General features: G+C 71.4%; 25 protein-coding genes and 1 pseudogene. 20 read left to right on the top strand and 6 right to left on the bottom strand.

From position 1 onward, the window contains the following. Positions 1–6 precede the first annotated feature (6 nt). Positions 7–732 carry a lysophospholipid acyltransferase family protein gene (locus O7621_RS26965; protein ID WP_282231804.1) on the top strand — a complete coding sequence of 242 codons (726 nt, stop codon included), beginning with the start codon at positions 7–9 and terminating at the stop codon, positions 730–732. 11 nt (positions 733–743) lie between these two features. Here the strand turns inward: O7621_RS26965 and O7621_RS26960 are convergent, their stop codons facing one another. Then, the gene (locus O7621_RS26960; RefSeq protein ID WP_282231803.1) at positions 744–1,832 is read right to left on the bottom strand and encodes a hypothetical protein; all 1,089 of its coding nucleotides are present in this window, start codon (positions 1,830–1,832) and stop codon (positions 744–746) included. A 118-nt stretch (positions 1,833–1,950) separates the two neighbouring features. Between O7621_RS26960 and O7621_RS26955 the strand changes: the two genes are divergently transcribed. From O7621_RS26955 to O7621_RS26910, 10 genes are all read left to right on the top strand, one after another. Continuing rightward, the gene (locus O7621_RS26955; RefSeq protein WP_282231802.1) at positions 1,951–3,948 is read left to right on the top strand and encodes a TIGR03960 family B12-binding radical SAM protein; all 1,998 of its coding nucleotides are present in this window, start codon (positions 1,951–1,953) and stop codon (positions 3,946–3,948) included. A 107-nt stretch (positions 3,949–4,055) separates the two neighbouring features. Then, complete coding sequence (locus O7621_RS26950; protein WP_282231801.1) at positions 4,056–4,850, top strand: TIGR03936 family radical SAM-associated protein; 795 nt, start codon at positions 4,056–4,058, stop codon at positions 4,848–4,850. Between the two features lie 143 nt (positions 4,851–4,993). Continuing rightward, the gene (locus O7621_RS26945) at positions 4,994–8,197 is read left to right on the top strand and encodes an Rne/Rng family ribonuclease (RefSeq protein ID WP_282231800.1); all 3,204 of its coding nucleotides are present in this window, start codon (positions 4,994–4,996) and stop codon (positions 8,195–8,197) included. 192 nt (positions 8,198–8,389) lie between these two features. Continuing rightward, entirely contained in the window at positions 8,390–8,704 is a 315-nt protein-coding gene (gene rplU / locus O7621_RS26940; protein ID WP_123602998.1) for a 50S ribosomal protein L21, read from the top strand. A 9-nt stretch (positions 8,705–8,713) separates the two neighbouring features. After that, positions 8,714–8,971, top strand: a complete 258-nt coding sequence (rpmA, locus tag O7621_RS26935; RefSeq protein ID WP_278114042.1) for a 50S ribosomal protein L27 — start codon at positions 8,714–8,716, stop codon at positions 8,969–8,971. Between the two features lie 151 nt (positions 8,972–9,122). Continuing rightward, on the top strand, positions 9,123–10,556 hold the full coding sequence (gene obgE, locus O7621_RS26930) for a GTPase ObgE (RefSeq protein ID WP_282231799.1): 1,434 nt from the start codon (positions 9,123–9,125) through the stop codon (positions 10,554–10,556). Between the two features lie 114 nt (positions 10,557–10,670). Then, positions 10,671–11,132: a GNAT family N-acetyltransferase gene (locus O7621_RS26925; protein ID WP_282231798.1), complete on the top strand. Its 462-nt coding sequence runs from the start codon at positions 10,671–10,673 to the stop codon at positions 11,130–11,132. A 73-nt stretch (positions 11,133–11,205) separates the two neighbouring features. Continuing rightward, on the top strand, positions 11,206–11,610 hold the full coding sequence (locus O7621_RS26920; RefSeq protein ID WP_282231797.1) for a hypothetical protein: 405 nt from the start codon (positions 11,206–11,208) through the stop codon (positions 11,608–11,610). A gap of 46 nt (positions 11,611–11,656) precedes the next feature. Next, positions 11,657–11,941 carry a hypothetical protein gene (locus tag O7621_RS26915; RefSeq protein ID WP_282231796.1) on the top strand — a complete coding sequence of 95 codons (285 nt, stop codon included), beginning with the start codon at positions 11,657–11,659 and terminating at the stop codon, positions 11,939–11,941. A 21-nt stretch (positions 11,942–11,962) separates the two neighbouring features. After that, on the top strand, positions 11,963–12,172 hold the full coding sequence (locus O7621_RS26910) for a helix-turn-helix transcriptional regulator (protein WP_282231795.1): 210 nt from the start codon (positions 11,963–11,965) through the stop codon (positions 12,170–12,172). Between the two features lie 52 nt (positions 12,173–12,224). Here the strand turns inward: O7621_RS26910 and O7621_RS26905 are convergent, their stop codons facing one another. The 3 genes from O7621_RS26905 to O7621_RS26895 all read right to left on the bottom strand — a co-directional run bounded on the left by O7621_RS26905 (position 12,225) and on the right by O7621_RS26895 (position 12,857). Further along, positions 12,225–12,407: a HipA N-terminal domain-containing protein gene (locus O7621_RS26905; protein WP_282231794.1), complete on the bottom strand. Its 183-nt coding sequence runs from the start codon at positions 12,405–12,407 to the stop codon at positions 12,225–12,227. Further along, a complete protein-coding gene (locus O7621_RS26900) occupies positions 12,385–12,564 on the bottom strand; it encodes a hypothetical protein (protein ID WP_282231793.1) in 180 nt (59 codons plus the stop codon). The genes O7621_RS26905 and O7621_RS26900 overlap by 23 nt, the downstream gene beginning before the upstream one ends. 74 nt (positions 12,565–12,638) lie before the next feature. Next, the gene (locus O7621_RS26895; protein ID WP_282231792.1) at positions 12,639–12,857 is read right to left on the bottom strand and encodes a DUF397 domain-containing protein; all 219 of its coding nucleotides are present in this window, start codon (positions 12,855–12,857) and stop codon (positions 12,639–12,641) included. A 111-nt stretch (positions 12,858–12,968) separates the two neighbouring features. Here O7621_RS26895 and pepN point away from each other — a divergent pair, with 111 nt between their 5' ends. The 9 genes and pseudogenes from pepN to O7621_RS26850 all read left to right on the top strand — a co-directional run. Further along, positions 12,969–15,515 (top strand): aminopeptidase N, encoded by a 2,547-nt coding sequence (gene pepN, locus O7621_RS26890; RefSeq protein ID WP_282231791.1) that lies wholly within the window; start codon positions 12,969–12,971, stop codon positions 15,513–15,515. 117 nt (positions 15,516–15,632) lie between these two features. Further along, positions 15,633–16,244, top strand: a complete 612-nt coding sequence (nadD, locus tag O7621_RS26885) for a nicotinate-nucleotide adenylyltransferase (RefSeq protein WP_282231790.1) — start codon at positions 15,633–15,635, stop codon at positions 16,242–16,244. Positions 16,245–16,354: 110 nt separating this feature from the next. After that, positions 16,355–16,753, top strand: a complete 399-nt coding sequence (gene rsfS / locus O7621_RS26880; RefSeq protein WP_123602988.1) for a ribosome silencing factor — start codon at positions 16,355–16,357, stop codon at positions 16,751–16,753. After that, entirely contained in the window at positions 16,750–17,379 is a 630-nt protein-coding gene (locus O7621_RS26875; RefSeq protein ID WP_282231789.1) for a histidine phosphatase family protein, read from the top strand. The genes rsfS and O7621_RS26875 overlap by 4 nt, the downstream gene beginning before the upstream one ends. A gap of 71 nt (positions 17,380–17,450) precedes the next feature. Next, positions 17,451–18,311, top strand: coding sequence for a DegV family protein (locus O7621_RS26870; protein WP_282231788.1), 861 nt, complete (start codon positions 17,451–17,453; stop codon positions 18,309–18,311). Between the two features lie 291 nt (positions 18,312–18,602). Then, positions 18,603–19,268: a helix-hairpin-helix domain-containing protein gene (locus tag O7621_RS26865; protein WP_282234752.1), complete on the top strand. Its 666-nt coding sequence runs from the start codon at positions 18,603–18,605 to the stop codon at positions 19,266–19,268. Next, complete coding sequence (locus tag O7621_RS26860; RefSeq protein WP_282231787.1) at positions 19,265–21,724, top strand: ComEC/Rec2 family competence protein; 2,460 nt, start codon at positions 19,265–19,267, stop codon at positions 21,722–21,724. The genes O7621_RS26865 and O7621_RS26860 overlap by 4 nt, the downstream gene beginning before the upstream one ends. 150 nt (positions 21,725–21,874) lie before the next feature. Beyond that, on the top strand, positions 21,875–22,861 hold the full coding sequence (gene holA, locus O7621_RS26855) for a DNA polymerase III subunit delta (RefSeq protein WP_282231786.1): 987 nt from the start codon (positions 21,875–21,877) through the stop codon (positions 22,859–22,861). Positions 22,862–22,914: 53 nt separating this feature from the next. Then, positions 22,915–23,187 (top strand): annotated as a pseudogene (locus O7621_RS26850) (hypothetical protein); the annotation flags it as partial. 460 nt (positions 23,188–23,647) lie between these two features. Here the strand turns inward: O7621_RS26850 and rpsT are convergent. Both rpsT and O7621_RS26840 read right to left on the bottom strand, forming a co-directional pair. Continuing rightward, positions 23,648–23,914 carry a 30S ribosomal protein S20 gene (gene rpsT, locus O7621_RS26845; protein WP_278170679.1) on the bottom strand — a complete coding sequence of 89 codons (267 nt, stop codon included), beginning with the start codon at positions 23,912–23,914 and terminating at the stop codon, positions 23,648–23,650. A 211-nt stretch (positions 23,915–24,125) separates the two neighbouring features. Further along, positions 24,126–25,151, bottom strand: a complete 1,026-nt coding sequence (locus O7621_RS26840) for a phosphotransferase (protein WP_282231785.1) — start codon at positions 25,149–25,151, stop codon at positions 24,126–24,128. Position 25,152 lies beyond the last annotated feature (1 nt).

The raw sequence follows: 25,152 nt of genomic DNA, 5'->3' as shown, positions 1-25,152 counted from the left end.
GGATCCGTGCCGCCGCTGTATTCGATCGGCAAAGTCACTGTCGGACCAGCGTTGCTGCTGGGCTGGCGACCCAAGGTGGAAGGGCGGGAGAACGTCCCCACCACCGGCGGGGTGATCCTGGCCGCGAACCACCTGTCCGTCGCCGACGAGTACTTCCTCGGCGCGGTGCTGCCCCGGCACGTGGCGTTCTGGGCCAAGGCCGAGTACTTCGACGGCACCGGATTCCGTGGGCTGCTGACCAAGGGCCTGGTGACCGGGCTCGGCGCGATCCGGGTGGAACGCGGCGGCGGGCGGGCGGCGCTGAGCGCCTTCGACGGCGCGATCCCGCTGCTGCGGGCCGGCCGGCAGGTGGCCGTCTTCCCGGAGGGCACCCGCTCGCCGGACGGGCGGCTGTACCGGGGCCGGACCGGGGTGGCCCGGCTGGCGCTGGCCGCCGGGGTGCCGGTCGTCCCGGTCGGGTTCGTCGGCACCGCGCAGATCCAGCCGATCGGGTCGCTCTGGCCGAAGCTGAGCCGGGGCACCGTCACGGTCCGGTTCGGCAAGCCGCTCGACTTCACCGGGCGCGGCGATGACCGCTCCGAGATGCGCCGGATCACCGATGAGGTGATGAGCGAGATTCAGCAGCTCACCGGCCAGGAGTACGTGCCCCGGTACGCGCCACCGCGGACCGCCGGCGGGGCCAGGACCGGCGACGGCCAGCCGGGCAACGGTAACGGCGACGCCGCCGGCTGAGCCGCTCCGGGTCACTCCCGGCTGATCACCTGGGCGCGTAGTTGCCCGGTCAACGTCGCGCTCTCCTCGACCGACCGGCGGGTGAACAGCGCGGTGCCGAGGCTGCCGTGGTCGGCCCAGGCGCAGACCACCACGTCGTCGCCGTCGGAGACGCCGGTTCCGCAGGTCAGGTGGGTGCCCCGGGTGCCAGTCTCGAATGTCTCGACGGCATCCATCTGGTACACGTCGCTGATCCGGCCGACCTCGCTGTCCAGGTCGCTGCCGGGCGTCATCCGGAAGCCGGTGATGCCGTACAGCACCACGAGCTTGCCGTTGCCGTCCCGGTACACCCCGGCGAAGGTGTCCTCGGCCAGCAGATGGGCGGTGCGCATCTCACCTTCCAACCGGGCGACCGTTTCCTGGCTGGAACCGTCGTCGCTGAGCCGCAGGTCGGCGACCTGCCCGGGGAGCGCGGCGTTCGCCGGGTACTGGTCCCACAGCGGCTTGCCGTAGTAGGCCGGGCAACCACAGCAGCAGGCGACGGTGAGCAGGGTGAACAGCGTCGTCTTCCAGGGCCAGCGCCGCCGTCGTCGGCGTTGTTGTCGGCGCTGCCGACGGGCCGCCTTTCCGGTCGGCGCCGGTGGCCCGGTGACCGGTGGCCCGGTGACCGGCGGTCGGGTCGCCGGGAGCCGGACCGGGTTCGGCGGGTACGGGCCGGCGACCGGTGGTGGCGGGTTCGGGGGCGAGGCTGGCGCGGGTGGGGACACCGGCGGGGGGAAGGCCATTGGTTCCGGCGTCGTCGCCCCGGCACCGGGCCATTCGGCGGGTGGGTCCGTCGACTGACCGGCCGGCCAGGGGTCGGCGGCGGCCCACGGGTCGACCGGGGTGCGGGTCGCCGGATCGTCCTCGGTGAACCCGTCGGGTGGTAGCTGCAGGGTGGGGTCACGGGGTGGTGGCTGCTCCGTCCGGGGGGCGTCCCGCTGCCACCAGCGCTGGCGCGGCCGCGGGGGCGGCACCGCTGCCGAGCCCCGCCACGGGGCTGGTGACGTGGCCGGGTCGGACCCGCCTGCCCCGGCCGGCTGGTCCGTGGTCGGACCTTCATCCGGTTGCGGCTGCCGCATCGCAGATGCATCTCCTCTCGGACCCGTTCGAGGTTAGTACCGTGCGGCCAGCCCGCCCGCTCCGCCCGCGTACTCTGGGTGGTTGATCCGGTGTCCGGTGCGGTTTGGAGGAGGTTTGATGGGTGTCCCGGCAGGCGCTGCCCCGACGGCGACCGTGGGTGGCCCCACGGCCAGGTCGGTCTGGCCCCGGTTGGAGCCGCTACTGCCTCAGGTCAGCAAGCCGATCCAGTACGTCGGCGGCGAGCTCGGCGCGGTGGCCAAGGACTGGGACGCCGCGACGGTGCGTTGGGCGCTGATGTACCCGGACGCCTATGAGGTCGGCCTGCCGAACCAGGGCGTGCAGATCCTGTACGAGGTGCTCAACGAGCAGCCCGACGTGCTGGCCGAACGGACCTACGCGGTCTGGCCGGACCTGGAACGGCTGATGCGGGCGCACGGAGTGCCGCAGTTCACCGTCGATGCGCACCGGCCGGTTGGCGACTTCGACGTCTTCGGTGTCTCGTTCGCCACCGAGCTGGGCTACACGAACCTGCTGACCGCGATCGACCTGGCCGGGATCCCGCTGTCCGCCGCCGACCGGGACGACTCACACCCGGTGGTGCTGGCCGGTGGGCATGCCGCGTTCAACCCGGAGCCGATCGCCGACTTCATCGACGCGGCGGTGCTCGGCGACGGCGAGGAAGCCGTCCTGGAGATCACCGGCATCGTCCGGCAGTGGAAGGCCGAAGGATCGCCGGGCGGGCGCGACGAGCTGCTGCTGCGGCTGGCCCGTACGGAGAGCATCTACGTGCCGCGCTTCTACGACGTGGACTACCTGCCGGACGGCCGGATCCAGCGGGTGGTGCCGAACCGGGCGGATGTGCCGTTCCGGGTGCACAAGCGCACCACCATGGACCTGGACGCCTGGCCGTACCCGAAGAAGCCGATCGTGCCGCTGGCCGAGACGGTCCACGAACGCTACGCGGTGGAGATCTTCCGCGGCTGTACGCGCGGCTGCCGGTTCTGCCAGGCCGGCATGATCACCCGTCCGGTGCGGGAGCGGTCGATCACCACGGTCGGCCAGATGGTCGCCGACGGACTGGAGTACTCCGGTTTCCACGAGGTCGGTTTGTTGTCGCTGTCCTCAGCCGACCATTCGGAGATCGGCGACATGTGCTCCGGCCTGGCCGAGCAGTACGCGGGCACCAACGTGTCGCTGTCGCTGCCGTCGACGCGGGTCGACGCGTTCAACATCGAGCTCGCGCAGGAGCTGTCCCGCAACGGTCGGCGTACCGGGCTGACCTTCGCTCCGGAGGGCGGCTCGGAGCGGATCCGCCGGGTGATCAACAAGATGGTCTCGGAGGAGGACCTGATCCGCACGGTGGTGACCGCGTACACCAACGGCTGGCGTCAGGTGAAGCTCTACTTCATGTGCGGGCTGCCCACCGAGACCGATGACGACGTGCTGCAGATCGCCCGGCTCGCCCACGAGGTGATCAAGGCGGGCCGGGCGGCGACCGGCTCCAAGGACATCCGGTGCACCGTCTCGATCGGTGGGTTCGTCCCCAAACCGCACACCCCGTTCCAGTGGGCGTCCATGCAGCGCCCGGAGGTGATCGACAACCGGCTGCGGCTGCTCAAACAGGCGATCAACGCCGACCGGTCGGTCGGCCGGGCGATCGGCTACCGCTACCACGACGGTGAGCCGTCGCTGATCGAAGGGCTGCTGTCGCGCGGTGACCGGCGGGTCGGCGCGGTGATCCGCCGGGTCTGGGAGTCCGGCGGCCGGTTCGACGGCTGGAGCGAGCACTTCTCGTACCAGCGGTGGGTTGACGCGGCCGCTGACACGCTGCCGGCGTACGGGATCGACCTGGACTGGTACACGGTCCGCGACCGGGACGCCACCGAGGTGCTGCCCTGGGACCACCTGGACTCCGGGCTGGACAAGGACTGGCTCTGGCAGGACTGGCAGGACGCGTTGGGCGAGTACGAGCAGGATGACTGCCGGTGGACGCCCTGTTTCGACTGCGGTGTCTGTCCGTCAATGGATACTGAGATCCAGATCGGTCCGACCGGGCAGAAGCTGCTGCCGCTGACGCCGGTCAACACCGGCCTGCGGACCCCGACGGCGGGCTGACTGGCGCGCCGCACCCATCCGGGTGAGGATGACGACGTTCCCTACCCCTTCCGAGGAGCATCACGATCAGCAGGAAGCCACAACCGGCAGGCGGCCAGGCACCGGTCGTGCAACGGATCCGGATCCGGTACGCCAAGCGCGGTCCGCTGCGGTTCACCTCGCACCGCGACTTCGCCCGGGCGTTCGAACGGGCATTGCGTCGGGGCGGTGTCCCGGTCGCCTTCTCTCAGGGATTCACCCCGCACCCCAAGATCTCCTACGCGAGCGCGGCCCCGACCGGTGTCGCCAGCGAGGCCGAGTACTTGGAGATCGGTCTGCAGCGGCAGGTCGATCCCGACCGGCTGCGGGTGGCGCTCGACGCCGCGCTGTCGCCCGGTCTCGACGTTCTGGAGGCGGTCGAGGCGACCGGCGGCAGCCTGGCCGACCGGATCGACGCGTCGCGGTGGCGAATCGAGCTGCCCGAGGTCGATCCGGAATCGGCCGGCCGGGCGGTGGCGACTTTCGCCGCCGCCGAGGAGGTGCTGGTGGAGCGGTTGACCAAGCAGGGCCGACGGACCTTCGACGCCCGTGCCGCAGTGGTGCGGATCGTGGTCGCCGGCCAGGTCGACAACACCGACGGACCGGGTGCCGGTCCGGGTAGCGGCCTACCTTCCGAGGTCAGCTCGGTGCCGTGTGCGATACTCGACCTAGTCGTCCGGCAGGTCACCCCGTCGGTACGACCCGATGACGTCCTCTCCGGCCTGCGCGTCATGGCCGACCTGGAGCCGCCGGTGCCGCCCCGAGTGACCCGGCTAGCGCAGGGAACACTGACCGCGCAGGGGGAGATCGTCGATCCGTTGGAGGCGGATCGAGCTGGGCAGCCATCGGTGAACGCCAGCCGTGTTCCGGCCGGCGCTCAGTAAGCCAGACTTCGGCGGTCTGCCTCCGGGTCTTTCGCCCCACCGGGCCGGAAGCTCAGCGGCGCGTCCGCCGGATCACTTTTTGCGGCAACCCTGCGTGGCAGCGCTCACCCGCGCCCGGGGCGGCCAGAACTGGAGAACGTCCAATGCTCGAAAACGAGCCCGAGGGCGGGGACCGGACCGGTACCGAACCGGCCGGCACTACCGCTGATGTGACCCGATCCACAACCGCCCGTACGACACGGCGGCGGACCAGCAAGGCCGCAGCGGCGGCCGCCGAGCCGGCAGAGGCCGCTGGCGGCGATGCCGCGACCGGTGGTTCGGCCGATCAGGCACCAGCCACCGGTGAACCGGCTGCGGCGTCGCGGACCCGCCGTCGGCGTTCGACGGCAGCGGACACCACCGGTACGGGTGGCCCGGCCGACTCCGCTGCGGAGCCGGCTGAGCCGGCCGTCAAGAAGACCACTCGGACCCGGCGGAAGAAGGTTGCCGAGCCGGCCGTCGTGGTGCCGGCCGAGGAGAGTGAACCCGCCCCGGGAGCAGCCGCTGCCCAACTGGCCACATCGCCGCCGGCCGGTCCCGCGACGCCGGCCGCCGAGCCATCCCCGGCTGCCGAGCCGCTGGCCACCGAACCGGCGCCGACCCGGGCAACCGGACGGTCGGCGAAGTCCGGGGCGGCCACCGCCGCCTCCGACGCGGAACCGGGTGCCGCCGTGGACCAGCCCGGCCCGGCGACCGACGACGCCGCTGCGGCGCCGGACGCCGCGCCGCCGTCGCGCCGCCGCAGAGCTGCAGCCGGCCCACCGGTCGTACTGTTCATGGCGCCCGATCCGAAAAGCCCGCCGGTCGCCACCGACGCCGGTCAACCGGCGGCAGCGGAGGACGCTGTCCGGGCCGTCGACGGTGCCGAGGCGGCCGGCGAGGACGAGCCGGTGCGGCGCCGCCGGCGGGGCCGGCGTAGCGCCGACAGCGAGCCGACGGCCGAGGCCGTCACCGAAGCAGCCGAGGCGCCGCAGGAGCAGCCCGCTGCGGCGACCACCGACACCGACACCGACACGGACGACGATGACGACGACACGCCGGCCGGCCGGCGCCGTCGGCGCCGTGGCCGCCGTGGCCGGGGTCGCGGCAAAGGCGGAGCGGAGGAGGACGACGCCGCCGACGCCGGCGACGAGACCGAGGCGTCCGCTGACGGCGGCGCCGCCGACGACGCCGACGGCGACGGCGACTCCACGACCCGTCGGCGGCGTCGTCGGCGCCGCCGTGGCTCGGGCGACGCCGAGTCCGGCGGCGAGGACGGCGTGCCGACCGTCGTCAAGATCCGCGAACCGCGCAAGACCGTCGACGAGGTGCAGGGTGTCACTGGGTCGACCCGGTTGGAAGCGAAGCGGCAGCGCCGTCGGGACGGCCGTGAGCAGCGGCGGACCCGTCCGCCGATCCTCAGCGAGTCGGAGTTCCTGGCCCGGCGGGAGGCCGTGGACCGGGACATGGTGGTGCGCCAGCGCGGTGACCGGACCCAGATCGCCGTGCTGGAGGACGGCGTCCTGGTCGAGCACTACGTCACCCGGGCCTCGTCGGGCACCATGGCCGGCAACGTCTACCTCGGCAAGGTGCAGAACGTGCTGCCGAGCATGGAGGCCGCCTTCGTCGACGTGGGGCGTGGCCGCAACGCGGTGCTGTACGCCGGTGAGGTCAACTGGGACGCCACCGGCCTGGAAGGTCGGTCCCGGTCCATCGAACAGGCGCTACGTTCCGGTGACTCGGTGCTGGTGCAGGTCACCAAGGACCCGATCGGGCACAAGGGTGCTCGGCTCACCAGTCACGTCGCGCTCTCCGGCCGGCATCTGGTGTACGTGCCGAATGGCAACGCTTCCGGGATCAGCCGCAAACTGCCGGACACCGAACGCAAGCGGCTCCGGGACATCCTCAAGAAGTTGGTGCCTGACGGTGCCGGGGTCATCGTGCGGACCGCGGCCGAAGGCGCCAGCGAGGACGAGCTGTCCCGCGACGTCAAGCGACTGCAGGCACAGTGGGAGGACATCCAGGCCAAGGCGGGTTCCGGAGGCGCGCCGACGCTGCTCTACGAGGAGCCGGACCTGGTCATCAGGGTGGTCCGGGACCTGTTCAACGAAGACTTCCGCGAACTGGTCGTGCAGGGCGACACCGCGTACGAGATGGTGGAGTCCTACCTCGCGCACGTCTCGCCGGACCTGCTGGCCCGGCTGCGCCGGCACGCCGCGGTGGCGGACGTGTTCGCCGAGCGGCGCATCGACGAGCAGATCCTCAAGGGCCTGGACCGCAAGGTGTTCCTGCCGTCCGGTGGTCACCTGGTGATCGACCGGACCGAGGCGATGACCGTCATCGACGTGAACACCGGCAAGTACACCGGCGCTGGCGGAAACCTGGAGGAGACGGTCACCCGTAACAACCTGGAGGCAGCCGAGGAGATCGTCCGCCAGCTACGGCTGCGCGACATCGGCGGCATCGTGGTGATCGACTTCATCGACATGGTGCTGGAGTCGAACCGGGAGCTGGTGCTGCGTCGGCTGACCGAGTGCCTGGGCCGGGACCGCACCAAGCACCAGGTCACCGAGATCACGTCGCTGGGTCTGGTGCAGATGACCCGTAAGCGGATCGGTGCCGGGTTGCTGGAGGCGTTCAGCGAGACCTGTGACTGTTGCAAGGGCCGCGGGCTGATCATCCACACCGAGCCGGTGCCGGAGAAGCCGCGCTCGTCGAGCGGTACCGGGGCCGGGGACCGGGCGAAGGCGGTCGCCGCAGCTCCGGCCAGCGGTGGCGGTACGGGCGGTACGGGCGGTGCGACCCCCGGCGGCGGTCGCCGCCGGGGCCGCAAGGCCAATCAACCGGCGGACGACGTCTCCCCGGCGCCTGACGTCACCTCTGCGCCTGACGTCACGGATACCCCTGCGGTACCGGCTGCGGCCGGGGCGGACCAGCCGGATGATCCGGCCGACGTGGTGGTGGTCGCCGGCGTCGCCGACGCCGCGGTGGCGCAGCCGGCGGTACGGGAGCCGGCGGTGACCGGTCCGGTCGAGGCTGCCCCGATCACCACCGGCGTGATCAAAGTTCCCGTCGCGGCAGCGCAACCGCTGGTCGATCCGACTGCGGAGGACGAGGACGAGACGATGGGCTACGACCTGTCCCGCTACGAGGTGGACCCGGTGGTCGAGAACGGCAACGGCGCGGCACCGGTCCGCCTGGCCGGGGCGGACGATCCCGACCTCGCCGATGACGACGATGACCCGGACGCGTCTGCGGCCGACCACGCCGCCGGCGGTCGGCGGCGGGTCCGTCGCAGCGGGGGCACCCGCCGCCGGACCCGTCCCTGACCGGGGTCGATTTGAGGGTTGCCACCGGCATGGCGTACCCTTGCCGGTGGCGCACCCGGTGCGCCAGGTTCCTGCGTGCCCGTGGCTGCTCAGTCCGCGACCGCCGCGCCCGTTTCCTACGGCGTAGCCGACGGTCCACCGAGCTGCCACGAACACCATCCGCCAGCGACAAACGACAGGAGTCCGCGTCCGATGTACGCGATCGTCAAGACCGGCGGCAAGCAGTACAAGGTCGCCGAGGGCGACGTGATCGAGGTCGAGAAGATCACCGGTGCCCCCGGTGACGCGGTGACGCTTCCCGCGGTGCTCCTCGTCGATGGCGACGACCTGGTGACCGACGCGACCAAGCTTGCCCAGGTCGCTGTGACCGGCGAGATCGCCGCGCAGACCAAGGGTCCGAAGATCCGGATCCACAAGTTCAAGAACAAGACCGGCTACCACAAGCGCCAGGGTCACCGTCAGCCGCTGACCCAGGTCAAGGTGACCGGCATCTCGAACGGGAAGTAGGCACCAGCCATGGCTCACAAAAAGGGCGCGTCCAGCTCGCGGAACGGCCGTGACTCCGAGGCCAAGCGTCTCGGTGTGAAGCGGTTCGGTGGTCAGGTCGTCAGCGCCGGCGAAATCCTGATTCGTCAGCGCGGCACCAAGTTCCACCCGGGTGACCTGGTTGGCCGGGGCGGCGACGACACGCTGTTCGCGTTGGCCGCCGGCTCGGTGCAGTTCGGCACCAAGCGCGGTCGCAAGACGGTCAACATCGTGCCGGCGGCGCAGTAGCATCTGCCGTACAGCGCCGCCGCAGGCAGGCGCCCTGGCGTTGCTGGCTGACGCTTGTCGAGCAACCTGACGAGCGGGCTGCGGACCAGAGGTCCCAGCCCGCTTTGTCGTGTCCGCCGGTCCCTCCGGCGGCAGTGGAGAGGATAGGGCCGTGACGACCTTCGTCGACCGGGTTGTACTACATGTGCTGGCGGGGAACGGTGGGCACGGCTGCGTCTCGATCCACCGCGAGAAGTTCAAGCCGTTTGGTGGACCGGACGGGGGCAACGGCGGGCACGGCGGCAGCGTCACCCTGGTCGTCGACCCGCAGGTGCACACCCTGCTCGACTTTCACTTCCGGCCGCACGCCAAGGCGGAGAATGGCAAGGGCGGGGCGGGCGGCAACCGGGACGGTGCCAAAGGTGCCGACCTGGTGCTCAAGGTGCCGAACGGGACGAGTGTGCAGAGTCTCGACGGCGAGGTGCTGGCCGATCTGGTCGGCGCCGGCACCAGCCTGGAGATCGCCCGGGGTGGCCGGGGCGGCCGGGGCAACGCCGCGTTGGCCAGCGCCCGGCGCAAGGCCCCTGGCTTCGCCGAGTTGGGCGAGCCGGGCGAGCAGCTCGACGTCGTACTGGAGCTCAAGAGCGTCGCCGACGTGGGTCTGGTCGGTTTTCCCTCGGCCGGCAAGTCGTCGCTGATCTCGGTGATCTCGGCGGCGCGGCCGAGGATCGCTGACTACCCGTTCACCACACTGGTGCCCAACCTCGGGGTGGTCCGGGCCGACGAGCACACCTTCACCGTCGCCGACGTGCCCGGGCTCATTCCCGGTGCGGCCACCGGCAAGGGCCTCGGTCTGGAGTTCCTGCGGCACATCGAGCGGTGTGCCGTGCTCGCCCATGTGGTGGACACGGCGACTCTGGAACCTGGGCGGGACCCGCTGGCCGACATCGACGCGATCGAGGCGGAGCTGGCCGCGTACGGCGGTCTGGCGGACCGTCCACGGCTGGTGGTGCTCAACAAGATCGACGTACCGGACGGTAGGGCAATGGCCGAGCTGGTCCGGGACGACCTGGCGGCGCGCGGGCTGCGGGCGTTCGAGGTCAGTACGGCGACCCGGGAAGGGCTGCGGGAGCTGACCTACGCCCTGGCGGAACTGGTCGCCGCCGCCCGTGCGGCCGCCCCGGAGCTGGAGCCGACTCGGATCGTGCTGCGGCCGGCGGCCGTCGACGACGCCGGATTCACCGTCGAGCCGGCCGCTGACGGCGGGTACCGGGTCCGGGGATCCCGCCCGGAACGCTGGGTACGGCAGACCAACTTCGACAACGACGAGGCGGTCGGCTTCCTCGCCGATCGGCTGGCCCGGCTGGGCGTGGAGGATGCGCTGGCCAAGGCGGGCGCCGAGCCGGGTGCGTTGGTGCGAATCGGCTCGTGGGAGTTCGACTGGCAGCCGAGCCACTTCTCTGACGTCGAGTATGTGCCGAGCTCCCGTGGCACAGATGTCCGGCTGGAGGAGCAGCCGAGCCGGGCCAGCGCCGCGCAGCGGCTGGCGGACCGCAAGGCCCGTCGGCAGCGGCCGGCCGAGGACGACCCGGACGAATCGAGGTAACTGGCAGTTACCAAGTGGGTTGGTGACAGTTGAACGTCGGGTTGTCGGAATCAGGCCTGATCCCGGCCAACTGGACGAAACCTTCGGGAAACGCGCTTTGTCTATTGTGACTGAGTGTTGATCGAGCGCCGTCTGCCTACCGACCCGGAGGTCGCCGCCCTGATCATGACCCAGCAGCGCGAGCTGGCTGAGGCGGAGCGTGCCGGTCGACCGGTCGACCCGGTCGGGTACCCGGTGCACGACGACGCCCGGTACCTGGTGTGCGTGCTGGATGGGCGGGCGGTTGCCTGTGGCGCCGTCCAGGCGCTGGACGCGCAGACCGCCGAGATCAGACAAATGTACGTACGACCGGCCTATCGGGGCCGGGGGATCGCACGGCACCTGCTGACCGCGCTGGAGGAGTCGGCGTACGCGGCCGGGCACACCGTCTTCCGACTGGAGACCGGCAGCTACCTGCCGGTGGCGCTGCACCTGTACGCGTCAGCGGGCTACGCCCGCATCCCGGTCTACGGCGAGTACGTCGGCAATCCGTACAGCGTCTGCTTTGAGAAGCGGATCCCGGTGGCTGCGGCCTGACCGTCCTGGCTCATCTGCCCGGCGAAGCGGACGGGGTGGCCGATCCCGGGCGAATGGTGGACGATGTCGGGTCATGAGCGATTCGCCGGTTCTGGACAGCCCCGATGCTATCGATGCTCATCTCGCTGCGGCGATCGAGTGGTGGGAGCGGGGTCGGCGCGGTGTGCGGTTCGTTCTCTGTGACGAGGAGGACCGCGTTCAGGTCCACTGTCCGGTCGACGACCTGCCGGCGCGGCTCGACCCGGACGACTGCGCCCAGGCGGTCGGGATCTTCGCCAACGCGCTCGCGGAGCGGGCGGGTGACGGCTCGATGCTGGTGGTGCTCACCCGGTCCGGTTCGAGCGCGGTCAGCGACCCGGACCGGCTCTGGTTCCACACCGCGTACCACGTGTGCGGGCAGGCCGGCGTGCGGCTGCTCGGCGTACACCTGGTGACGCCGACCGACCAGCGGCGCATCCTGCTCGACGACGCACTGTAGTCCTGGTCCGACCTGCCTGCTGTAGCTGGTGTCTCTCGGTCCAGCAGTGTCGAAGATTGTCGCCATCGTCGCGGCGATGGTGGTACGGATCGTGGTGGAGATGGCGGCACCCAGCGAGACGTACCAGATCGACGTCCGCGACAAGGACATCAACCGCCGGGGCGACTACGTCGCCGGGCTGATCCTGTCGGTCGGGATGGTACTGCCGCTCGGGCTGACCCTGGCCGAGCTCGACCATTTCTGGATCGCCAACGCCGTCTACGCGGTGTTCGTGGTGTCGATGTCGGCCGGCGCGATCGTCAAGATCGTCGCGTACCGCCGGGGGTGGTGACAGGTGGGCAGACCGACCAGGGTGAGCAATTCGATCCGGGCCCTACGGTTCGCCAACGGTGAGATGACCCAGGCCGAGCTGGTCAAACGGCTCGGCGTGACCCGACAGACTGTCATCGCCATCGAGCAGGGGAAGTACTCGCCGTCGTTGGAGATGGCGTTCCGGATCGCCCGGGTCTTCCGGGTCCCGCTCGACGACGTGTTCCAGTACGCCGGCGACGAGTCGGCCTGACCACCCCTCGATCCGGGTTGGAAACGACGACGAGAGGGATCACTCAGGGCTCCTACGGTGCCGGCGGCATCGACAGGGATTTCGGTGTGGCATCCTGCCTGGCCTGCCAGTCGTTCTCGTACGAGAACATGAACCGGCCATCGCGCTGTTGGGTGATCACCCCGACCACGGAGCCGGCCATGATTGCGGTCAACGTCGTTGCGGCTCCGGTCTCAGTCTGCTCGGCCACGGCCACCCTCAAAGTCCTTCGACAGCTCGTTCAGGTCGATGCCGTTCGCGCCGGGAGGAGGGAACGACACGTTCACGGTGGCACCCAGCGCGCTCAGGGTCCGCAGGGCCAGGCCGACCTCGGCTGACGTCGAGGAGTCCAACCGTCGACCGGTCGGCTTCACCAGCCTCCACTGTCACGCACCTGCGGCCAGCCGAGCGGTCAGGTCGCGCTGGCCCGGGCGCCCCGACCGCCGAGTCAGTCCAGGTCGAACTCGCCGTCCTGGGCACCGGCGACGAACGCGTCCCACTCGGCCTGGGTGAAGACCAGGATCGGACCGTCCGGCTCGGCCGAGTTGCGCATCCCGATCAGGTCGTCGACGAACGCGATCTCGACCGCACCCTCGGAGTCCTCCCCTTCGGCCCGCTGCCACACCGCACGGGACAGGTCGAAATCGCCCTTGGGGTGCTGCGCCATCGTCGACTCCTTCTGCACTGGAACACACGTGGGACATGTCGGGCGGTACACGCCCGGTTACCGGCACAGGCTAACGCCCGCCGCCCCGGGCCGGTGCGGCAGGATGGTCGGATGCCGAGCCTGACCCGCGTCGAGGCGGCCGAGCGCGCCGCGACGATCACCGTCGAGTCGTACACGATCGACCTTGACCTGACCATCGGTGACGCCGAGTTCGGCTCGACCAGCGTGATCGAATTCCGGGCCGCGCCGGGAGCAGCGACCTTCGTCGAGGTCGCTGCGGCGAAGCTGACCCGGGTACGGCTCAACGACGTCGACCTCGATCCGGCGAGCCTCGACGACAACCGGGTGCCGCTGACCGGGCTCGCCGGGCGTAACACGCTGACCGTCGAGGCGCGGATGGCGTACTCCAACTCCGGGCAGGGGCTGCACCGCTTCGTCGACCCGGCCGACGGTGAGACGTACCTGTATGCCATGTCGTTCCTGGACGACGCGCCGCGCATCTTCGCCTGCTTCGACCAGCCCGACCTGAAGGCACCGGTACGGCTCCGGGTCACCGCGCCGCCGCAGTGGACGGTGGCCGGCAACGGCCAGCCGGTTGGCGCGCCGGTGGACGGGCGCTGGGAGTTCGCGCCGACGGTGCCGCTGGCGACGTACCTCGTGACCCTGATCGCCGGGCCGTACCACGCCCGCCACGCCGAGCACGACGGCGTCCCGCTGGCGCTGTACTGCCGGCGTTCGCTCGCCGCGTACCTGGATGCCGACGCCGAGGAGATCTTCACGATCACCCGGCAGTGCCTGGACCGGTTCCACGAGCTGTTCGACGTGCGGTATCCGTTCGGCGGCTACGGTCAGGCGTTCGTGCCCGAGTTCAACGCCGGCGCGATGGAGAACCCGGGCCTGGTGACCTTCCGCGACGACCACATCTTCCGGTCGGCGGTCACCGACAGCGAACGCGAGCGGCGGGCCACCACCATTGCGCACGAGATGGCCCACATGTGGTTCGGCGACCTGGTGACCATGCGGTGGTGGGACGACCTGTGGCTCAACGAATCGTTCGCCGAGTACCTCGGGGTGCGGGTGACCGCCGAGGCGACCCGGTTCACCGACGCCTGGACGACGTTCGGCATTCTCTACAAATCCTGGGGGTACGCCGCGGACCAGCGCCCGTCGACCCATCCGGTGGCGCCGGAGGAGGTCGCCGACGCCGAGCGGGCGTTGCTCAACTTCGACGGCATCTCGTACGCCAAGGGCGCGTCGGTGCTGCGCCAGTTGGTGGCCTGGCTGGGCGACGAGCCGTTCCTGGCCGGACTACGGGCGCATTTCGCCGCCCACCGGTTCGGCAACGCCACGCTGGCCGACCTGCTCGACGCGTTGACCGCGGCGAGCGGCCGGGACCTGTCCGGCTGGGCGGAGCGGTGGCTGCGGCAGGCGCAGGTGAACACGATCCGGGCCGAGACGGTCGTCGACGAGGCCGGTCGATACCGGGAGGTCGTCCTGGTGCAGACCGCGCCGCAGCGCCATCCGGTGCTGCGTCCGCACCGGATCGGGCTGGGGTTGTTCGACGCCGAGGCGACCGGGGACCGGCGAATGTCGGTGCGGCGGCGCTGGCTGGCAGTGGACCTGGCCCCGGACGTCGACGGCGGGCGGACCCTGGTGCCGGCGCTGGTCGGCGAGCCGGCGGCCGACCTGCTGCTGGTCAACGACGGTGACCTTACGTACGCCAAGGTGCGGTTCGACCCGGCGTCGGCGGCCGCGCTGCCGGCGATGCTGCCCGGAATGACCGATCCGCTGGCCCGGGCGGTGTCGTGGACGGCGACCCTGGACGCGGTACGTGACGCGCAGCAGCCGGTGGCCGACCTGGCGGCGCTGATCGAGCTGGCCCTGCCGGCCGAGACCGTGGTGGTGGTCGTCGAGGACGTGCTGCGGCTGAGCCGGTCGGTGATCGACCGGTACGCCCACCCGGTGGACCGTCCGGTGCTGCGGTCCCGGCTCGGCGCTGCCTGCACCCGGCTGCTGGCCGTGGCCGGGCCCGGCACGTCGGTCCAGTTGGCCGCCGCCCGGGGGGCGATCACCGCCAGCGGGGACGCGGACTGGTTGCGCGGGTGGCTGACGGGGCGGGTGGTGCCGGCCGGGTTGACGGTCGACGCCGACCTGCGCTGGCTGCTGCTCTACCGGCTGGCAGCGTGCGGCGGTGTCGGCGCGACCGAGATCGACGACGAGGCCGGCCGGGACCGCAGCGCGGCCGGTGAGCAGTGGGCCGCGAAGTGCCGTGCGGCGGTGCCGGACCCGGCCGCCAAGGAGCGTGCCTGGCAGACGATCGTGACCGACACCAGGCTGTCCAACCGTCTCGTCGAGGCGTACGCCGAAGGGTTCTGGCAGCCGGAGCAGACTGAGCTCACGGCGCCGTACGTCGACCGGTACTTCGCCGATCTGCCGGCGGCGACCCAGCGCCGCACGGCGTGGCTCGCCGACCGGGTGGCGGAATCGGCCTTTCCGCAGTTCGCGGTGAGCGAGCGGACCCGGGCGGCGGCGACCGCGATGCTGGCCCGCGACGATCTGACCGCCGGGCTGCGCCGGGTGGTCACCGATGCCACCGACGAACTGGACCGGGCGTTGACCGCTCGGCGTCGGTACGCAGCCGGAGCCGGACCGGTCTAGGCGGGGATCGCCGTAGACAGGAATCGCCGTAGGCACAGAGCGGGAGCTGGCACCCGATAGTGTTGCCTACGCCACGCGACAGTCCGGCTGGGTAGATCATCGGCATACGATTCGTCGATGGACGATGGCATCCGTCGGGTCGGCATCATGGGCGGCACCTTCGATCCGATCCACCAGGGTCACCTGGTCGCGGCGAGCGAGGTGGCCGAGCGTTTCGCGCTCGACGAGGTGGTCTTCGTGCCGACCGGGGATCCGTGGGAGAAGGCTGGGCTGACGGTCACCCCCGCCGAGGACCGGTATCTGATGACCGTGATCGCGACCGCGTCGAACCCGACGTTCCAGGTGAGCCGGGCGGACATCGACCGGCCCGGCCCGACGTACACCGTCGACACGTTGCGCGACCTGCACTCGGTGTACGGGCCGAAGGCGCAGCTGTTCTTCATCACCGGCGCGGACGCCCTGGAGAAGATCCTGTCCTGGAAGGACACGGAGGCGATGTTCGAGCTGGCCCATTTCATCGGGGTGACCCGGCCGGGGTTCGAGTTGTCCGCCGCACACCTGCCGGCCGACACGGTGTCCCTGGTCGAGGTGCCGGCGATGGCGATCTCGTCGACCGAGTGCCGGGCGCGGGTGGCTGCCGGCAAACCGCTGTGGTACCTCGTGCCGGACGGGGTGGTGCAGTACATCGCCAAACGGCGGCTGTATGAGACGGAATCTTCGGGGGAATGACTCCTCGGTGTCATATTTCGGGCGTTATATCCGCATCTCCTGGCTGGTCTAGTGTGAGAGGCTAGAGCAGCGAAGCCGTCCAGCTGAAGGAGTGTTGTCGAGGTGATCCGATGAGCGCCTCAGAGCGCGCGCGGGAGCTGGCCCTGACGGCCGCCCAGGCCGCCGCCGACAAGAAGGCGCAGGACATCGTCGTCATCGACGTGGCCGACCGGATGGCGATCACCGACGCCTTCGTGCTCGCCTCGGCGCCCAACGAGCGCCAGGTGCTGGCCGTCGTCGATGCCATCGAGGAGAGCCTGGTCCGGCTGCCGGACAAGGCCAAGCCGATCCGGCGTGAAGGCGACCGTGCCGGCCGGTGGGTGCTGCTCGACTTCAACGACATCGTGGTGCACGTCCAGCACACCGAGGAACGCGAGTTCTACGCCCTCGACCGGCTCTGGAAGGACTGCCCGGTCATCCCGTTCGTCGACCGCGACCTGGTCGAGGCCGAAGCCGGGGCCACCGAGTGACCCGGTTGATCGTCTGGCGGCACGGTAACACCGACTGGAACGCCGGCGACCGGGTGCAGGGCCAGACCGACACCGCGCTCAACGACCTCGGCCGGGCCCAGGCCACCGCAGCCGCGCCGCTGATCGCGGCGCTACGACCGGACGCGATCGTCGCCAGCGACCTGCAGCGGGCCGCCGACACCGCGGCGGCCCTGGCGGCACTCACCGGCCTTCCGGTCCGTTCCGATCCCCGGTTGCGGGAGCGGCAGTACGGGCTCTGGCAAGGGCTCACCATGCCGACCATCGCGGAACGGTTCCCCGCCGAGCACGCCCGCTGGCGGGCCGGCGATCCGTCGCCCGGCTGTGCCGTGGAGAGCCTTGACGACCTTGGCAAACGGGTCGGGGAGGCGTTGCAGGACGCGGCTGACGCGGCGCCGGGCGGAACCGTGGTGGTCGCCACCCACGGCGGGGCGGCCCGGCAGGGCTGTGGCCATCTGCTCGGCTGGGGGGTCGCGGTGCTGCGAACCGTCGCGCCGCTGCAGAACTGCCACTGGACCGAGCTGCGGCACGACGAGTCGCGTGGCTGGCAACTGCGGGCACACAACGTCGGGGTGAGCAGCACCCGGGACATTCCCGCCCCGGTCTGACCCGACAGCCGGTCTGGCCCTACTGGTGGCCTGGCCCGGCACGATTGCCGATGATCAGCTAGCGTGCCGGCATGTCCGTCGCGGTCGTGACCGACTCCACCGCCTACCTGCCGGCCGATCTGGCGCTGCGGCACCACCTCACGGTGGTGCCGCTGACCGTGCTGGTCGACGGCGTCGAACGCCGGGAAGGCCTCGATCTGACCCCGACCGAGGTGGCCCACGCGTTGACCGTGCGGCGGTCGACGGTCAGCACCTCGCGACCCGCGCCCGAGCGGTTCGCCGAGACGTACCGGCGACTGCTGGGCACCGGTAGCTCAGGGGTCGTGTCGGTGCACCTGTCGGCCGGGCTGTCCGGCACGGTCGCGGCCGCCGAACTGGCCGCCCGGCAGACCGGCCCGGACCGGGTCACGGTGGTGGACAGCGGCTCGACCGGCATGGGGCTTGGCTTCCCGGCGCTCGCTGCGGCGACGGTGGCGGCCAACGGGGGTGACCTGGCCGAGGTCAGCGCTGCCGCGACCGCCGCAGCGGCCCGCACCCGGACCTTCTTCTACGTCGACACGTTGGAGCATCTGCGGCGCGGTGGTCGGATCAAGGCAGCGTCCGCGCTGCTCGGTACAGCGCTGGCGGTCAAGCCGATCCTGCACGTGCAGGACGGTCACATCGTGCTGCACGACAAGGTACGTACCGCCACCCGCGCCCTGGCCAAGCTGGTCGACCTCGCCTGTCTCGCGGCCGGCGACGCGTCGCGGGTCGATGTCGCCGTGCACCACCTCGACGAACCAGACCGGGCCGCCGCCCTGTGTGCGGAACTGACCTCCCGGCTGGGCGACCGGCTGCAGGACGTGCACGTGGCGCAGATCGGGGCGGTGGTGACGGCACACGCCGGCCCCGGTCTGCTCTCGGTCGTGGTGCACCGGCGGGCGGGCTCCTGACCGCCGGCCCATAGCAAGATCCGAGTCCGGTACGGGGCTTGTCCACAACGCGCCGGTCGTCCACAGCCTGGCCCGCAGCCCGGTTCGCCGTCCGGGCCGGCGGCCTAGCTTCTGCACGTGACCGACGACGACACCGTCCAGCGGCGGCTGGCCCTGCTGACCCACGCCGGTGGCGGCCTACAGGCGCCGGTGGATCCCGACCGTCCGACCGACCGCGACCGCGGCGATCCGGCCGGATCGGGCGACCCACTCGACCTCGACGACCCGGCCTTCTCCGGGGCGGCTGCCCGGCTGCCAGCCTTCGACCCTGGCCGGCGGGGAGTACGGGCACTCGCCGCCGTGGCTGTCGTGGTGGTCGCCGTCGCCGCGCTGCTTGCCTGGCGGGCGCGACCCCGGGTCGAGCCGGTGCCGTCCGCCGACGGCGTTCCGGCCCAGACCGCCCCGGTGCCGGCCGCAGCCGGTGGCCCGAGTCCTGAGGGCCGTCCCGCTGCGGCTGAACCCGCGACGACCGGCACCGGTGGACCGACACAGCTGATCGTCGCGGTGACCGGTCGGGTCCACCGGCCAGGTCTGGTGACCCTGCCGGCAGGGTCCCGGGTGGCCGATGCCCTGGAAGCGGCCGGTGGTGCACTGCCCGACACCGATATCGCCTGGCTCAATCTGGCCCGCCTGGTCCAGGACGGCGAGCTCGTCGTGGTCGGGGTCACCCCGCCACCGGGAGTCGTGACCGGGCCTGCCCCTGCCGCCGACCAGCCGGGCGGGACCGGCAAGGTCGACCTGAACGCGGCCAGCCAGCAGCAGTTGGAGACGCTGCCGGGGGTCGGCCCGGTGCTCGCCCAGCGGATCATCGATCATCGTGAGCGGGTGGGCGGGTTCGCGTCCGTCAACGACCTGCGCAAGGTCAGCGGTATCGGCGACGCGCGCTTCGACCAGCTGCGTGAGCTGGTGACGGTGTGAAAGCACTTGGCGACGACCGGGTCGGGCCGCCGGATCTGCGGCTGGCCGGATTCGCGGTGGCCTGCTGGCTGGCCGCCTTCGCTGTGGTGTGCGGTACGGCCGTGCTGGCGGTGGCACTGGTCATCGGTGGCGTGACGCTGGTCGGCCTACTCGGCGTCTACCTGACCAGGGGTACGGGCACCGGCGGCAGCCGGGCGGTCCGGCGGCCCGGCAACGACTCCGCCCTGCCCCGGCTGACCAGGTGGACGCACGCGTACGGCTGGCTGGCCATGGCGGTGGTGCTCGGCGTCGTCTGCGGTGCCGCCGCTGCCGGCGCACGGGTGGCGGCGCGTGACGCCGGGCCGCTCGCGGCACTGGTCGACGACCGTGCGGCGGTCACTGCGGAGCTGGTGATCCGCGACGATCCTCGACGGGTCAGGTCGGCGGTGGCGGGACCGCCGCTGTGGCTGGTGCCGGTCCGGCTGGCTGACCTGTCCGGCTCGCCGGCCGCCCGGCCCGACCACGGCGTCGCGGGTCGACTGGTCGGTCCGGCGCGGTTGCTCGTTCTCGGCACCAGCAACGCCTGGGACGGGCTGCTGCCCGGGCAGCGGGTGCGGGTCGCCGGCCGGTTGGCGCCACCACGCGGTGGTGATCTGACCGCAGCCGTGCTGTCCACCGGGGAAGATCCGACGCCGGTCGGGTCCTCGAGCTGGGCGCAGCGGGCGGCCGGTGTTCTGCGGTCGGGCCTGCAGCGCGCCTGTGAGCCGTTGCCAGACCAGCCCGGTGGCCTGTTGCCCGGTCTCGTCGTCGGCGACACCAGCCGGCTGGATCCCGCGGTGGAGGAGGACTTCCGGGCGACCGGGCTGACCCATCTCGTCGCGGTGAGTGGTTCCAACGTCGCGGTCGTCGTCGGGTTCGTCCTGCTCGGGATGCGCTGGTGTCGGGCTGGTCCCAGCCTGACCGCGGTCGCGTGCGCCGTGGCGCTGGTCGGCTTCGTGATCCTGGCCCGTCCCTCGCCCAGTGTGGTACGGGCCGGGGTGATGGGTGCGGTCGGGCTGCTTGCGCTGGCGACCGGACGTCGGCGGGCGGCGTTGCCGGCGCTCGGCGCGACCGTGGCCGTCCTGGTCGTGGTCGATCCGGAGCTGGCCTCGGACGCGGGGTTCGCCCTGTCTGTATTGGCGACCGGTGGTCTGCTGCTGTTCGCACCCGGCTGGCGGGACACGATGGTGGCTCGTGGCGTTCCCGCTCCGCTGGCGGACGCGTTGGCGATCCCGGCGGCGGCGCAGCTGGCCTGCACCCCGGTCGTCGCCGGCCTGTCCGGGCTGATCAGCCTGGTCGCGGTCCCTGCCAACCTGCTCGTGGTGCCAGCGATCGCCCCGGCGACGGTGCTCGGGGTGGCGACAGCCGTCGTCTCACCGGTCTGGCCGGGCGGTGCCGAACTGCTCGCCTGGCTCGGTCACTGGCCGGCCTGGTGGCTGGTGACGGTGGCCCGATACGGGGCGCGGGTTCCGGCGGGGTCGCTGCCGTGGCCGGACGGGGCGTTCGGTGCGCTGTCCCTCGCCGCGTTGACGGTCGTCGTGCTGCTCCTGGCCCGCCACGGGTTCACCCGTCGAGTGCTGGCGGTGGTGGCGGTCGGAGCCGTGGTCGGGGCGCTGCCGGTGCGGCTCGCCGCGTCGGGCTGGCCACCGGATGGCTGGGTGGTCGCGGTCTGTGCGGTGGGCCAGGGGGATGTGGTGGTGCTACCCGTCGGTGCCCGGTCCGCTGTGGTCGTCGACGCCGGCCCGGACCCGGCTGCGGCCGACCGGTGCCTGCGTCGTCTCGGCATCAGCCGGGTGCCGCTGTTGGTGATCAGTCATTTCCATGCCGACCATGTAGCTGGCGTCGACGGCGTCCTGCGGCACCGTCTGGTTTCGGCGGTGGCGACTACCGGGTGGCCGGAGCCGGCTGCCGGCCGGGACGCGGTTCAGTTGGCGGCGGCGGCCCGAGGCGTCGCGGTCGGACCGGTTCCGCCCGGCTGGAGCTACCGTCGTGGCCCGGTCGAGTTGACGGTGCTCGGTCCAACCGAGCCGCTCATCGGGACCAGGTCCGATCCGAACAACAACTCCCTGATGCTGCTGGCCGTCGTGGATGGTGTACGGATCCTGTTGACCGGTGACGCCGAGCACGAATCGCAGGAAGCGCTACTGGACCGGTTCGGGGCGGCCGGGCTGCGGGCGGACGTGCTCAAAGTAGCCCACCACGGGTCGGCCTTCCAGGACGTCGGTTTCTTGGACGCAGTGGCACCCAGGGTTGCGGTGGTGCCGGTTGGTGTTGACAACCGGTACGGACATCCGGATCCGGGAGTGCTCGCCCGGTTGTCGGCGCGGGGAGCGCGGGTGCTGCGGACCGATGTCGACGGTGATCTCGCGGTGGTACGGCGTGACGACGGGCTCGCGGTCTCCCACCAGAGAGCTGACGCCAACGCCCGTAGCGGCTGATCCGGGTGGGACGGAACACTGCGGTCAACTGGGGTGTTCCGGTGTCGTTCGTAACAGCTCGCCGACAAATGTCCCTATTATCGGAGCGTGATCGAACAGCTACTCAGAGAGAAATTGGGGGTTGATCTCGGTGCTACGACCCGTGCGACTATGGCGGGCGTGAAAATTGCCGCCCCGCCCGCCGTGGTACTCGTGCTCGGTGACGAGGAACTTCTGGTCACTCGGGCTGTGACGGAAGCCGTCCAGGCTGCCCGGGCCACCGATCCCGACGCCGATGTCCGGGAGTACGAGGCGGGCGCGGTCAGCGCCGGCGAGGTCGCCGAGATGCTCAGCCCGTCCCTGTTCGGCGGTCGGCGACTGCTCGTCCTGCGCAGTGGCCAGGACGCCCGCAAGGACCTGACCGCCGCGTTGCTCGGGTACGCGAAGCAACCCGATCCGGACGTTACGCTGCTGGTCACCCACGCGGGCGGTGCCAAAGGGAAGGCCTTCGCCGACGGGCTGCGGTCGGCCGGGGCGACCGTGGTGCCGGCGGCCAAGCTCAAGGGGCACCGGGAACGGGTCGCCTTCGTCCGCGACGAGTTCCGGCGCGCCGGCGGCAGGTGTACCGACGACGCCGCCGAGGCGCTGCTCGCCGCTGTCGGCAACGACCTGCGGGAGCTGTCTGCGGCCTGCGCGCAACTGCTGGCCGACACGGGCGGCCGGATCGACGCGGCGACCGTGGCCCGGTACTACCGAGGTCGTGCCGAAGTAAGCGGATTCACCGTGGCCGACGCGGCGATCATCGGCGACGTGCCGGGAGCCCTGGAAGCACTGCGGTGGGCCCTGCACGTCGGAGTAGATCCGGTGCCGATCGCCGACGCGCTCGCCGACGGCATCCGTACCGTGGCCCGGGTCGCGTCCGCCGGTCGGGGGAGCGCGTACCAGCTGGCGAGCAGTCTCGGCATGCCCGCGTGGAAGATCGAGCGTGCGCAACGGCAGAGCCGGGGCTGGAGCGCGGAAGGCCTGGTCGATGCCATGCACGCGGCGGCGCGGTGCAACGCCGATGTCAAGGGCGGGTCGGACGACCGGGACTACGCGTTGGAGCGGGCCGTTGTCGCGGTCGCGCAGGCCCGTCGCAGCGGTGGTGATCAGCGGTGAGCGGTCGTGACCATCAGAACCCGGCCGACGAGCAGGATGTCGTCGAGGACGAGTTGCCACCGCTCTACGCCCGGGCGCTGCGGCTCCGGTACGTGCAGCCCAGCGGGTTGACCTGTCTGGCCTTCTTCGAGGGCAGCTTCGTACTGGGTGGGCTGCTCGCCCTGGCGGAACTGATCCCCTGGTGGGGCATGCTGGTCCTGCCAGTCGCGGTGGCTGTCATGGTGAAGATCAACGATCTGGTCGCCGGTGCGGTCGAGCGGTCGGCGGAGCTGGTCCCCGAGCGGGAACAGGAGATGTTCCGCCGCGAGGTGGTCCCGGTGGTCGGGCAGCCCGTACGGTCGATGACCGGGAACCGGACCGGACCGGCGTTTCCGGCCTGCGGCGCCGCCCCCGGCATCCAGGCCGGCTCCGGTGTCCAGATTGGTCCCGGTATCCGGATCCGGCGGATCGGCGGTGCACACGTCGAGGCGACCGCAGCGACGGCTACTGCGTCAGCGGCGACCTGTGCGGCCCTCGCGGCGCCGACGGTACTCCTGCAGGCCGTCCCGCCCAGCCCTGCGACCGCTGCTGCGCTCGCCGCGCCGACAGTGCTGCTGGACGTGCTCCACACCGGTCAGCTCAGCGAGCACCAACCACCGGTGCCCGAGTGACGTAAACCAGTTGGGTCGGGGCTGACGCAGCTCCGCCGGGTCGGAGCCAGCTGGTGGCACCGGTCCCCGACACGGACCAGCCAACCTCCCGGGTCGGCTGATCCGCGCGGCCGGCTGGTCGGTGGGAACGGGCTCGTCAGGAGCCGATCGACTGCAGGCGCTTGGCGATAGCGGACTTGCGGTTCGCCGCCTGGTTCTTGTGGATCACGCCCTTGCTGACGGCCTTGTCGAGCTTGCGGCTGGCCTCCCGCATCAGCGCGGCAGCCTGCTCGGTGTCGCCGTTCGCGTTGGCCTCGTTGAACTTGCGGACGGCGGTCTTCAGCGCCGACTTGACCGACTTGTTCCGCAGCCGACGCTTCTCGTTCTGCCGGTTGCGCTTGATCTGGGACTTGATGTTCGCCACGCGACAGCCTCGCCCTGCTCATCCGAAATCGAAACGATCAAAATGACAATCCGCCTGCGGCGTACGCGGCCGCCCGGGTCATCCCGATGACCGGGTCCGGCGCGGTGGCCGGTCCGGACAGATATCGGGAGTCCGACGGATGGCCGGGCCCGACAACCGGGATGCATGCTGGCGGCGCGTGTCGCCACGCGCGAAGGACAAGGCTACCAGTTCACCGGTGCGGCGGCCAAAACGGGCCGGGCCAACCGCGTCGGGCGGCCAGCCAGGCCAGCGCCGTCTCCCCGCTGAACCGCTGATGGGCGCGGACGTGCGGGGAGGCGCCGGTGGGCCCGGCGGACGCCCGGGTCAGCCAGTAGCCGGAGAGCGCCGCCAGTGCCGCGTCCAGCCCGCCGGGCGGCGTGTCGACCGCGGTCGGGTGCCGGGCGAACAGCGTGTCCGCGTCGAGACCACTGGCGTACGCGGTGACCAGCAGGCTCGTCGTGTCGAACCAGGCGGGACCGTGACACACCCAGGTCCAGTCGCAGATCCACGCCATCCCGGTCCGGTCGATCAGCAGGTTGTCGAGGCGCAGATCGCCGTGGATGACCGCGTCGTCGGACACCAGGCGGGGCAGGTCCGCCTCCAGCGACGCCAGCTCTGGCAGGTGCCGCCGGAGCAGCCCGTCGGTGTCGGAGTCGGTGTCGAACACCGGCATGGCTTCCCGGCCGGCGGCTATCTCCTGCCACCAGGCCAGGTCGGCGCTGGCCAGGTCGGCCAGCCGGGGCAGACCGATATTGACCAGTCCGGCCGGCGGCCGGCGCAGGGCGCGGGCCGCGCCAGCCCAACTTGCCAGGGCCGCGTCGAGCTCGGTCGGAGCCCAGGGCAGCGCCGGCATCCGGCCGTCGACCGCGTCGAGACAGAGTACGAAGTAGCCGGCGGTGGTGAGTGTCCACCGCGGCCTGGCCGCCGCTACCTGGGCCGGCAGTTCCGCCGTCAGCGCCGCCTCGCGGGCGTACCAGTCGCTGAGGTGTCGCTGCTCGACCAACGACGCGGCCTTGACGAACACCCGTTCGCCAGCGGAGGTGGTCAGGATCGCAGCGAAGCCCCGGGTGAAGCCGCCGCCGACGCTGGTCGCCCAGGTCACCGGGCTGCCGAGCCGACCGCAGATCGCCGCGCGCAGATCGGGTGGAAGGTCCGCCCAGGCGGGTCGAACCGATGTCGCGTCGTACCGGATAGCGGGCAACCGCACTGTAGCCACC

Origin of the sequence: Solwaraspora sp. WMMD937 (genome assembly GCF_029581175.1) — a bacterium.
Lineage (GTDB): Bacteria > Actinomycetota > Actinomycetes > Mycobacteriales > Micromonosporaceae > Micromonospora_E.
Note: the sequence above shows the minus strand (reverse complement) of the source record. Positions and strands in the feature narration are given on the sequence as shown.